Source organism: Dyella jejuensis (assembly GCF_044904675.1).
Lineage (GTDB): Bacteria > Pseudomonadota > Gammaproteobacteria > Xanthomonadales > Rhodanobacteraceae > Dyella_B > Dyella_B jejuensis.
This window is the reverse complement of sequence record NZ_JADIKJ010000019.1, coordinates 36,794-49,359: the sequence shown is the minus strand read 5'-3', so window position 1 is coordinate 49,359 and position 12,566 is coordinate 36,794. Positions and strand designations below refer to the sequence as shown.

Sequence of the window (12,566 nt, the reverse complement as noted above, 5' to 3'; positions counted from 1 at the left end):
GGAGCATGGGGAAGCAGCTGTGGAGAAACGAGTGGCTGACACAATTGGCTGCATGTATCGGTTATGCGCTGGCGTTTCTGGCGATTCACTCTGTCACCTCGGCTCCGGCGCACTGGCATCTGTACGCCGGCTTGCAGGTCGTGTGCCTTCTGCTGGTTCCATATCGGTATTGGGCAGCGCTGCTCCTTGGCGAGGCCATCCCCAGTGCTTACGAGGCATGGCAGTGCCTGGATAGCTTCGGACCTACTTGGGTCGCGATCCGCATGGTTCCCGAATTGCTGCTGGGCATGCCCATCGTTTGGCTGTGCCGGAGCCGGCTGCATATCTTTCCGGCCAGGCACCTGGTCAACATCAAGGCGCTGCTGATATGCATCTTGCTGGTATCCGTGGTGCTCAGTGCTTACAGCTATGCATTGATATCCTCTGTGCCGCACATCGCGGACAGCTCGTTTCGCCCTACCGCAATGATAGCGGCAGGCTACTTGACCGGTAACTATGCTGGGCTCATCACGCTTGTGCCTTGGTCGCTCATTGTCCGTCTTGATTACCGCAAAGGGCATCTGAAAAGAAGGCTCAAGCGCATCTGGTCAAACACGCTTTCCATCGACGCGCTAGGTATTGCCGCACCAGTGATCTTGCTGATGATGATCGTGGCATCGAAAATCGATACGGTGCAGGCAGAGCTGGTTGAACTGTCGATGCTCATTCCCGCGGCCTGGCTGACTGTGAAGCATGGCTGGCGTGCTGCGGCCATTGCGGGCACCCTGGTTATTATCTGCGTCGGAGCTTTGCAGCCAGACCTCCCTACTCGCAGCGTTGTCGAAGTAATGGCTGTGCTGTGTGTCGCGGTAAGTGGACTTTATGCCTTGGGCGCGAAGGTTACTGCGCAGAATCTTCGTGACGAACGCGAGTATGAGATAGCCGAGGAGGCGCAGAAATTGGCCAGGGAGAATCTCATGCTTAGCGAGCGCCGGATGAGGCGTGCAGCGGAGCAGCTCGAATTCGTGGCCGGCTCGCTGCACATCACCCATGCCCGGGTGCTTGACCACATGCGGCGGATCATCCCCAATGTCGAGACGCATGGCTTCTATAAGCAGTCTGTCAGGGCCCAGGAGCAGGTCTACCGCGTGGCCGAAAGCCTGCATCCTTCGGTCTGGCGCGATCGCGGACTACCCGCGGCGCTCAACGAGACCATCGCCCGCACCTTGGATGAAGCGGGAATGGGCTACCGGTGCGAGATAAGCGGGCGAGGCTTCATGTGGCTGGACTCGGCCATCCATTCCTCGATCTATCGCGTGGCTTGCGAAGCCATAGTCTTTATCTGTTCGCAGCGGATGTGTTCGCGCGTCATGCTGCGCGTGCGCGCCGGAAAAACCCGTGGCCGTTGCTGGGTGGTCGTCCGCGTAGAAGGGTATTTGGAGCATAACCAAGTCGCAAACGCCGTCTACTTCAGGGGGCATCGGCGCGAACTCGCAGCGAAGCTGGGAACCCACCTCGTCGGCGCGGACGAGATGCGCACTCACGTCAAGGCGTTCGGCGGTGAGCTGCATGTGCGTTCAACGGTCGACCGAATGACCGTTACGGCGCTTCTCCACAGCAATGTGGCAGAGATGCAGAAAGAAAGAGTTTCTGCACCTCTGCGTTTGTGGGTGAGCTGATTTCAATTTGCAGATGCGGGTGTGCTGGCAGCCGCTGAGCAGCTGTAGGGATTGGTGCACTTGTTCGAGACAAGGAACTGTGTCGCTCCGCCCGGCTGCGGATTGGCGGCAATAACGGTCGCGCCGTCGTTGTAGACCGGCTGCGCATTGGACGAGGTCATCGACTGCGAGGTCTGGACGTTCTGCGCATCGGTGCCCACCGGCAACACGACAATCGTTCCGGCAGCGGTCGCTACCGCGGCATGCACAGTGCCATTCAGATCGTTGACCTGGACATACTTGATCCCGTTGAGCACAAACACATACACATGCCAGTTGGGACTGGTACTCACATCGATCGCATTCGGCCACGACTGTCCCAGCCCCGTGGCTGGCGTCGAAGTCTGCGCAAAGGCCATGGACGTCAAGCCGAGGGCGACACAACCGGCGAGTAGTGCTTTGCGAACTCCATGAGTGCGTGACATGGGCTTCCCCTTTTGAAAGCCGGTAGACCATCTACCGGATGAGCGGAATTTAGCAGGAGAAATGTATGCGCAGGAACGCGGAATGTTTGGTTCTTTGCCGGGTGATTTAGCGTCGGCTCACATGGTTGCTATTTTTCACGCCTTCTACACGTCATCCGGCACGCCATTGGCGAAAACGGGTCTTCAACAAGCATGGTCGCGCGGGGAGTGCAGCGCAGCCGATACGCATCGGATGAGTATGGTCTCGCGGTAATCGCCAGGGGGAATCCTGGTTGCAACCGCGGGCCCCGCGTGCGGCACCGTCGGTACGGTCGATTGAGCTTGGATGCCGTGCGAAATGGATTGCGCGAAGAATGGTGGTCGGCGCGTCTTCTTCATTGCGCGAATATCAATTGTTTTGTTTGCCGATCGTCGACTTTGTTTCATGTTTTTTTTGTGGAATACGGCGCTGAAAAAAAACAGTGCCGGGTTTCGTTATGAAAAACAGTGACTGGTTTTGTTATCCATGGAAAAATAAAAAAATATGTGATCCCATGGACGTCTAGACGTCCAATTGAATCATTAATTGACGCCGCGAATACGTTCGCATGCGTATTTTCGTTTATCGCCTGGCGCAAAAATGGAGTGTCATGCGTTCTCCCGTCGTCGAGCACGATATGTCCCGATGGACAGTGAAAGATGCTCGCTGCGTCATGTCGGCGCGTGTCATGGTGCGAAAGCGGCGGCAAGGATGCGCGTATCTTCCCGGGGCAATTCGCAATCCAGGACAGGATATGGAGCAGGATCGCGGGTGGCGCCTGCGGTTTGCCGTATTTCCCGCTATCCGATCGTCGAGCGACCAGGTTCGCATCCGGCGCCTGGCTGGGGGCATTCAATCAATCGATGGGGCGAGAGCGATCGTTGGAATGCCGGACCGCGCATGAGGTCGCTACGGCCGTAGTGGGTGATGCAAGCTGCCGCAAGGCAGCTATGAGGTTACAAGCAATCCCTTGGCATGGCACGAGGATGATCCACATGAACCACGGAATCCCGCGCGTTGACGCAAATCCGGGCTATCACGTTTTTGGTGTGTGCGACGCCCAGGATTATTGCCTCTTCGTCGATTATGTCGCCGATGAGCTCGATGGCCATGAAAAAGACCTGCTGCAGCGCCTGCAGCATGCGTCCGACCGCGTAGTGCACGAATGGTGGAAGAAAGCGCACCACAGTGCCGTCGATATCTTCGAGATCGAATGCGTGGACGGCGCAACGGAAGCCGAACAGGCGGTGGCCTTCTGGCGCGAGTATTTCCATGCCCTGGGTGAAACCATTATCCAGGGCGGCCATGTATGCGATCGCTGGGCATGAGCGTACTGCGTTGCCAGGGCAACGCAGGATGCAGCGTGGCCGGTCGCTGGCGTAAAGGTTAGCCATATCGGTGTGCGCGCCGCGAACAGAACACATCTGCCATAGCACGATGCCTTGCAAGGAGCGTGTTCCATGCTTGATATCATCAATGGGCTGGCCAATGGCTGGGTGGCCGCGACGGTAATCGACGCCTTATCACGGCGCGCCTTGTTGGCGGCGCTCGTCCGGCAACCCATGCCGGTTGCGGCGATGGTGAGCGCTTATGGCGCCAACGAGGGCAACCTTCGCGCTGCACTGCGCTTGCTCGATGAATTGGGTTGGATCGATGCCGTCGAGCGGGATGTATACGCCGCGAACGCACGGACCGAGCTGGCGGCGCCGCCACCGATAGCGGTGGCGCTGTCGGTGCCGCGCGATGGGAGCGAAACAGCAACATGGCTGAGCGGATTGTCGCAGTGCCTGGATGACTGGGGCCGCGCCGATCCCGCGCTGGCGTCCATGTGGGATGGCGCATTGCTGGCTCCGCTGTTGCTCGGTTTATACGAGCCTGGCCTCCATGCCTTGGAACATCCCGCGCCGTCCGGCTGGGATGGGCGCGTATGGGAGGCAGTGCGTCGTTTGTTCGTGCATCGCGGCTGGGGCGCGCAAGGCGATACGGCCTTTCGTTTGACGCAGGCTGGCCTAAGCCTGTTGTCCAGCGCCGGCGCCTTGGGCACGGTAATTTCCTATGCGCCCATGTTCAGGCAGATGGATGCTTTGCTGTTCGGCGATGCCAGGGCCGTCTTCGCGACCGATGCTGGAGGCCATGAGGCTCATGTCGATCGCACGCTCAATGTCATTGCCAGCGGCGTGCAGCACCAAAGCCATTTCGCGGAGTTGGATGCATTGATCGTGCGCCTGTTCAACGACACGCCGCTCGATGCGCAGCCGCGCTACGTGGCGGACATGGGGTGTGGCGATGGCACGCTGCTGCGGCGTATCTACGAAGTGGTACGCACGCGCACCGCGCGCGGCCAGGCGCTGGACGCCTATCCACTAACGCTGATCGGTGCGGATTATAACGACCTGTCGCTGCAGGCCACCCACCGCACGCTGGCCGAGCTGCCGCATTGCCTGGTGCATGCCGATATCGCCGAGCCGCGCCAGTTGCTGCTCGACCTGGCCGCCCAGGGCATCACGGAGCTGGATAAAATATTGCACGTGCGCTCGTTCCTGGATCACGACCGTCCGTTCAAGGCCGTGACGGATCTGCGTTCCGCGCAGGCACGCCAGGATTTCAATTACGCGGGCGTGTACGTGGCACGCGACGGCGGCGCGATCGAGCCTGCGCAGGCGGTGCAAAGTTTGGTTGAGCATTTACGCCGCTGGCGCGAGCAGATGTCGCCTTACGGACTGGTCGTGCTGGAAGTGCACAACCTGCATCCGGCCACGGTGCGGCGCGGACCCGATCAAACCGAAAGCGCCTATTACGACGCATTCCACGCCTTTTCGGGGCAGCAGCTGGTCGAAGCCTCCGTGTTCCTGATGGCGGCGGCGGAGGCCGGCCTGTTTCCCGAGCCGGGCGTATCGCGCCTGCTTCCAAAAACGGCGAGCTTTTCGCGCATTTCGCTGCACCGCCTGCTGCCTCAGCCGTATACCGTGCGTCATCCGCTGCCCGGCGATCTGCCGCAACTGGTCGAGCTCGACCAGCGCTCGCAGCCCGAGGCCCTGCACACCCCGGCCGACGAACTGGCGCGCCGCGTGAAGGAACTGCCGCAAATGCAGATGGTGCTGGAGGTCGATGGGCATATCGTGGCGGCGCTGTATGCGCAGCGGATTGCCTGCATCGATGTCCTGCATTCGAGCCGGCATCGCGAGCTGGCCAAGCTGCATCGAGCTGATGGACGCGCACTTCAGTTACTGGGCCTGTATGTCACGCCTTCGATGCATGGGCGCGGCTACAGCGATGCACTGCTGCAGCTGATGTTGCTCTATGCGGCGGCGCTCGATGACATCGACAGGGTGGTTGGAGTGACCCGCTGCGCGAATTACTTCCAATATCGCGGTGAGGCGAGTATCGAGCAATACATCCGCACGCAACGGGAGCTCGGCCAATGGACCGATCCGATGCTGCATTTCCATGCCTCGCACGGCGCGGCGATTGGCGATGTACTGCCGCAGTTCCGGCCGGCCGACGTCGACAACGACGGTGCGGGCATCGTGATCGAATATCCGCTGCGCGAAAGTCAGGAGCATCGCGCGGCATTCGCGGTTGCCGGCGATGCGCCGTCGGCGCAGCTGCGCACCATTGGCGAGGTGGAACGGACGGTGCGCCACATCGTCTCGCAAGTGCTGGGGCCGGAGCGAACGAGCGCCTATGGCCCGCGCATCCCGCTGATGGAAATGGGCTTGGGTTCGCTGGAATTGCTGGAGTTGCGCCGATTGCTGGGGGATGCGACCGGCCGGCGTCTGGATGCGACCTTCTTCTTCAGTTACGGCACTCCCGAGGCGGTGATCGCCTATCTGGGCGAGCAGCTTCACGCTGGCGCAGCCGCCGCGCCGGCAATGGACGTCACTTCGGTGGTGCCGGTCGCGGCACCGGTTGCCGCGCAAGCCGCGGATGCGGATGACGCGATCGCCATTGTCGGCATGGCTTGCCGTTTGCCAGGCGGCATCGCTGATCCGGAGCAGTTCTGGCAAGCATTGATCGAAGGACGCGACCTGATCGGTTCGCTGCCGCCCGAGCGCGCGGCGTTACGTCGATCCGGCGCCAAGCCGTTCCGCTGGGAAGCTGGCTTCCTGCATGCGGTCGACCGTTTCGATGCCGGCTTCTTCCGCATTTCTCCGCACGAAGCCGAATGGCTCGATCCGCAGCAACGCCTGCTGCTGGAGGCGAGCTGGGAGGCACTCGAGTCCGCTGCGATGGCGCCATCGCGCTTGCGCGGTGCACGCTGCGGCGTCTTCGTCGGCCAGATGGGCTGCGAATATGCCGATTTGCTGGCGCAGCGCGGGAATGCGCCGGTCGAAGCTCATTTCGCCACAGGCAGTGCGTGCGCCGTGGCGGCAGGGCGCCTGTCCTATTTTTACGACTGGCAGGGTCCGGCCCTCAGCCTCGACACGGCTTGCAGTTCGTCCTTGGTGGCGGTGCACGAAGCTTGCAGCAGCTTGCAACGCGGCGAATGCGCGCTGGCCTTGGCCGCTGGCGTGAATCTGCTCCTGGACGACAAACGGTTCGAAGCGTTCGAGCGCGCGGGCATGCTCTCGCCGAACGGCCGCTGCAAAACCTTTGATGACACCGCTGACGGCTATGTGCGCAGCGAGGGCTGCGCAGTGGTGGTACTCAAGCGGCTGGCGGATGCGCAGGCCGACGGTGACCGCATCCTGGCCGTGATCCGCGGCAGTGCGATCAACCAGGATGGCGGCAGTGTCAGCCTGACCGCTCCGAGCCAGCGCGCGCAACAGGCGTTGATCGAAGAAGCGCTGGCAAAGGCCCACGTATCCCCGGCATCGATTGCTTATCTGGAAGCGCATGGCACCGGCACCTCGCTGGGCGATCCGATCGAAGTGCTGGCCGCCTTGCAGGTGCTGGGACGCGAACGTCCGCATGACCGGCCGTTGTTGATCGGTTCGGCAAAAAGCCACCTGGGTCATCTGGAAGCTGCCGCCGGCCTTGCCGGCCTGATCAAGCTCGTGCTGTGCATGCAGCACGACATGCTGCCGGCGCAGTTGCATTTCACTACGCCCAATGCCCACATTCCCTGGGACCGCCTGCCGGCGCGCGTGGTGGACCATGCGCAAGCGTGGCCGGCGGGAAGCCGGCGGGCCGGCGTCAGTTCCTTCGGTTTCAGCGGTACCAACGCGCACGTGGTCGTTGAGGCTTACCAGCCATCCTCTCGGCAGCCCACGCCGGTCAACGGCGCGGTAGCGATCGTGCTGTCGGCGCGCAATAACGATCGGTTACTGCTGCGGGTCGCACAACTTCAGCGTTACCTCGAACAGGCCGCCCATGACGGACGCAACGTCAACCTTGCGGACCTCGCCTACACCTTGCAGGTGGGACGGGAAGCGATGAGCGCGCGCCTGGCGTTGATCGTGCCTACGGTAGAGGCGTTGCAGCACAAGCTCGCACAGGTGCGCGCCAAGGAAGCCCCGGGCGAGGATGTCTATGGGGGCGAAGCTGACGGCAACCAGGCTTCGCCGGCGCTCTTTACGGCTGACGAGCTGCTGCGGCAAGCCATGGGTGGAGGAGCTAACCACGGCGAGCTTCACCAGCTTGCCAGATCATGGGTGCGGGGCATGTCGGTGGACTGGGCATCCCTGTACGGCGATCCCAAGCCGCAACGTCTGGCCCTGCCGACCTATCCGTTCCTCGCCACCCGCTACTGGGTGCCGGAAACTGACAACACGGCGAGCAGCGAACGGGAGTGGCCTGGCCAGGAGCAAGTCATGCCGGTTTCCGGACAAGGTGAAACTGTTGCCAGGGATGACAAGCCGGTTGCTCCGGTCGTGCAGGCCAAGCTCGCCGCGCTGCTGGGCGTGCAGCCCGACGAGATTGAACTGGACGTTCGGCTCAGCGAGTTGGGCCTCGACTCGCTGGCGGCGATCGAATTGCGCAATTGGGCATTGCAAACCTATGGCGTGGATATTCCGCAATCGACCCTGCTGCTCGGGGCGACGGCCAGGACCGTCACGGACGCGATTACCGCAATGAACATGCCATCAAGCGACCGGTCGGCAGCGGAACGTGCGCCGCGCGCCGCTGGCGCGACACCGCGCGATGACCTGGACGTGGCGGAGATGGCGCGCGAGATCCAGCTGGAGATCGCACAACCCGGACAGATTTCGAGCTTGCGCTGGCGCAGCAGTCCTGCGGGCACCAAGCTTGCGTCCGACCAGATTCGCATGCGTGTTCACTACGCCGCCTTGAATTTCAAGGACGCCATGCTTTCCTTGGGCATGTTGCCGGGCTACGCGCCGGTGCTCGGGATCGAGGCGAGCGGATCGATCATCGAGCTAGGCTCGGATGTTCCGCGCCTCTATCCGCGGTTGCAGGTGGGTACCAGGGTCATCGCGTGTACCCCGGGGGCGCAGGCATCCGCGGAGGCAGGGAGTGAGCAGCGCAGCATGATGCGGACCACGGTCGTGTTGCAGGCCAGCGACACGCTGCCGCTGCCCGCTAACGTGAGCGACGCGGAAGGCGCCGGTTTCCTCAGCGCCTACGCCACGGCGTGGTACGCCCTTCACCACGTCGCCCGGGTCGCGGCCGGCGAAACGGTGCTTATCCATTCCGCGGCCGGCGGGGTAGGTATCGCGGCCGTACAGGTCGCCCGTTCGCTGGGGGCCGATGTGATCGCCTCCGCGGGTAGCGATGCGAAGCGCCGTTACTTGCGCGAACGATGGGGATTGGAACAGACCATCGACTCGCATCGCCCGGAAGCATTCAAGGCTGCCATTGCCCGCCTGACCGACGAGCGCGGTGTCGATGTGGTGCTGAACAGCCTGCATGGTGCCGGCTTGCGGGAAAGCCTGCGCTGCCTTGCGCCAGCGGGAAGGCATGTGGAAATTGGAAAGCGCGACATTCTGCAAGACGCCGCTATCGGTCTGCGGGCGCTGGAAAACAATATTGCCTTCCACAGCGTGCACCTTGATGGACTGGCGAAAACGCACCCGGAGCGCGTTCGCGCATTGATGTGCGAATGCGCCGAGCGCCTGGCGCAAGGGCAGGCAGCGCCGTTGCCGATGACGATCTTTCCGGCCGAGCAGGTGATTGATGCGTTCCGCTCCATGGCTTCGGGCGATCATATCGGCAAGGTCATGCTATCGATGGTACGACACGAAGCGACCCCGACAGAGCAAGGTGCCGGGCACGTTGCGTTGACAGCCGGTGGCGAAGTGCCAGAACAGGACCAACCGTTTGCCATGGGTGCCGAACTGGAACAGTCCGGCGATCATGTGGGTCGGCAAGCAAGCGATTCCAGCGCCGGTCCGGCGGTAAAGAAAAAGATCGCCGAATTGCTGGGTTTCAAACAGCACGAAATACCGCACGATGCGTCGCTTGCTTCGCTTGGCCTGGACTCCCTTGCGGCCATCGAGCTGCGCAATTGGGTCAAGCAACGCTGGAACGTCGACATGTCGCAGAGCATGTTGCTGACCGGCGCAACGGCCGAGGCCGTGATCCAGGTGATCGGCGCGAAAGACGACGCTGCGGTATCCACGCCCATGGTCGCGGCCGCGCCGATCGCCACGGTGTCATCGGCTGCCGCCCGTCCGGAGGCGCCGGGGGTCGATCCGGCGGTTACAAACGTTGCAATGCTCCCGTGTGTTTCGCGGCGCCACGCATCTTCGAATGCCGGCGAACGTACCATCCAGCTTGAACGTTGCTTCAGCATCCAAAGCCTGGCGCGGCTGCGCCAGGACCTGGCCGAAACGAATCAGGTGATCGTGGTGCGCGGTGCGTCGGCCGAACACTTTTGCCTGGGCATGGATTTGGACCAGGTGCATTTCGATGATGCCGCCATGAGCACGGCATTGGAGCACTTCGCTGCGCTTACGCGGCAATTGTCGGCGGCGAAAATGCCGGTGATCTGCGTGGTCGAGGGTCAATGCCGCGGCGGCGGCATGCTGTTTCCGAGCATGGCTTCCGTCGTACTCGCCAACGAGGACGCGAGCTTCGGCTTCCCGGAGATCCGGCGCGGCGGCCTGCCGGGCCTGGTGAGCGTCGCGGCGCAGCAGCGTCTCGACCGCGCCGCTTGCCGCAAGCTGATGCTGACCGGCGACAGTTTCGACGCGAAGACCGCTGCCACGCTTGGGCTGGTCGATTTTGTTGGTACCAAGGAGGCCGTGGAGCAGGAACTTGGGCGATTGCTTGCGCGTTTCGCGACGATCGAACCGGGCCTGCTCGAAACCTGCCAAAGTCAGTTGCCGGCGTCAGACCTTGATTCGGCGCTGGTGATGATGGGCGGGCTGGGCCTCAAAGCCGCGAACCGGGTACGCGATGCGCGCAAGCTGGTGAGCCTGCTGCACGATCCGGACAGTGGCGTGGTTACGATCGAGCTCGACGATGCCGAACATAGCAACGCCATCGATTGGCCGATTGCGGAAGACTTGAGCCGTGCGATCGATGCGGCAAGGCAGCTTGCAGGGCTGCGCGCCGTCGTGCTTCAAGGATGCGGTCCGCACTTTTGCGTTGGCGCGAACCCGTATCGCTTCATCGCGCAATTGAAAGCGTTGCCGGTGCTGGTGGCCTCGCGCGTGACTTACGATATCTATCGCGCGTTCACCAGTATCCGGGAGCTGGAAGTCCCGGTTATCTGCGTGGTCCACGGCAAAGTGATCGGCGGCGGCTTTGCGGCCATGTTGAACGCGGACTACCGGATCTGCACGGCCGATGCGGTGTTCAACTACGGCAACATTTCCCGCGGTGTTTGTCCTGGCCTGCTTCTTTCCGAGTCGCTTGAACGGCTGGTCGGAAAAAAATGGGCGTTCGAGCTATATCTGAACGACTATACGATGACCGCCGAAGAAGCGCTGGCGATCGGTTTGGTCAACGAAGTGCATCCCACGCTTGAGGCGGCGCAGGCGGCGGCCATGGCGATGGCGCGGCGCATCGGCGCTTATCCGTCGGCGGGGGTGCGTGCCACCACGGCATTGATGCGGCCCGGCGTCGATCATGCGCGCCTGGCGCGGGAAAGCCTGGGCATGGCTCGCTGCAATATCCATGGATCGGCCTTTACCGGCGACTGGAAGAACGAAGTGCGGCGGCCAGCGTTGGCAGCGCCTTCGCCGGCGCAGACGCCAACCGCCGTGATGCAACCTGCGCAAACCCAAGCTGCCGGGCAGCGTGCGCAAGCGGTCGGGATCATCGCGATGGAGCTTTATTTCCCGAACCATATGGTCATGCAGGCCGACATGGAGGATTACCAGCACTGCGAAGGGAAGTACACGATTGGGCTTGGCCAGGAAGCCATCACCTTCTGCGGCGGCGAGGAGGACACGGTTTCCATGGCAATGACGGCCGTGCAGCGCCTGATGGACCGCTATGGCATCGATTGGTCGTCCATCGGCCGGTTGGAAGTGGGCACCGAAAGCCCGGTCGACCGCAGCAAGAGCATCAAGACGTACTTGATGCAGTTGTTCGAGCAACGAGGCTGTTACGACGTCGAGGGCGTGGATACGTACAACGCCTGCTACGGCGGCACCTCGGCTTTGTTCAACACCGTGGCCTGGTGCCAGAGCGAGGCGTGGGATGGGCGATTGGGCCTGGTGGTATGCGTGGATATTGCCGAGTTCGATGAAGAACAACGGTTCCTGACCGGCGCGGCAGCCGTCGCGATGCTGGTCGGGCCGGATGCGTCGCTGGTGATGCTGCCCGAGCGCGCGAGCCACATGCTGCATCGCTGGGATTTCTACAAGCCGGTCGGCTGGCCCAAGCCGTTCCCGCTGATGGATGGTCGGCACAGTATCGATGTCTATTTGTCGTGCCTGGACGGTTGCCAGAAAAAGCTGGCCGAGCGCACGGGCCAGGCGCTGATCGGCGAGCACGACTATTTCGTGTTCCACTGCACGAGCACCTATTTGATCAAGCGTGCCTTCGACCGGCTGGTTCATAACGAGCGACCTGCCGCGTCGCGGATCGACAAGCAGAATCTTTTTGATGCGATGGTGCAGCCTGGCACCGTGCTGACCCGGCAGCTTGGCTCGGTCTACACCGCATCGCTGTACGTGTGCCTGTATTCGCTGCTGCTGGAGCAATATGAGGAAATCGTCGGCAAGGTGATCGGCCTGTATTCCTACGGCTCGGGCGCCAGTGCCAGCTTCTATCGGTTGCGGGTGGCCAGGACGCCGCAGATCGACCGCGATATCGGGGTGCGGCTCAAGCAGCGGCGCCGGCACGATCCGCTGGCCTTCGAGCAACTGTCGAAGGAGTATTCGGATGCCTACGGCCGCTTCGGCTATGTGCCCGCCGATCATCATGACCGGCTTGCAGGCGTCTATTACCTGCAGCATGTGGATGATCAGGGGCATCGTGTCTATGCGCGGCATGGCGACGTCTTGCATGAAGCGTCCGAGCAACCAGGGAAGGTCCAACATGAAGCATCCGCCGTTCTCCAGTGAGGTG

The 12,566-nt window shown here is 62.2% G+C and carries 4 protein-coding genes; 3 read left to right on the top strand and 1 reads right to left on the bottom strand.

Features of this window, described 5'->3' with window-relative positions:
• Positions 1-5: 5 nt before the first annotated feature.
• Positions 6-1,658, top strand: a complete 1,653-nt coding sequence (locus tag ISP15_RS16300) for a hypothetical protein (protein WP_404548793.1) — start codon at positions 6-8, stop codon at positions 1,656-1,658.
• Between the two features lie 2 nt (positions 1,659-1,660).
• On the opposite strand, the gene ISP15_RS16295 is transcribed toward ISP15_RS16300, so the two are convergent.
• Positions 1,661-2,122, bottom strand: a complete 462-nt coding sequence (locus ISP15_RS16295) for a hypothetical protein (RefSeq protein WP_404548791.1) — start codon at positions 2,120-2,122, stop codon at positions 1,661-1,663.
• A gap of 1,014 nt (positions 2,123-3,136) precedes the next feature.
• Between ISP15_RS16295 and ISP15_RS16290 the strand changes: the two genes are divergently transcribed.
• Both ISP15_RS16290 and ISP15_RS16285 read left to right on the top strand, forming a co-directional pair.
• Positions 3,137-3,469, top strand: a complete 333-nt coding sequence (locus ISP15_RS16290; protein WP_404548789.1) for a hypothetical protein — start codon at positions 3,137-3,139, stop codon at positions 3,467-3,469.
• Between the two features lie 132 nt (positions 3,470-3,601).
• Positions 3,602-12,562 carry a hydroxymethylglutaryl-CoA synthase gene (locus tag ISP15_RS16285; RefSeq protein ID WP_404548787.1) on the top strand — a complete coding sequence of 2,987 codons (8,961 nt, stop codon included), beginning with the start codon at positions 3,602-3,604 and terminating at the stop codon, positions 12,560-12,562.
• The last annotated feature ends 4 nt before the right edge of the window (positions 12,563-12,566 follow it).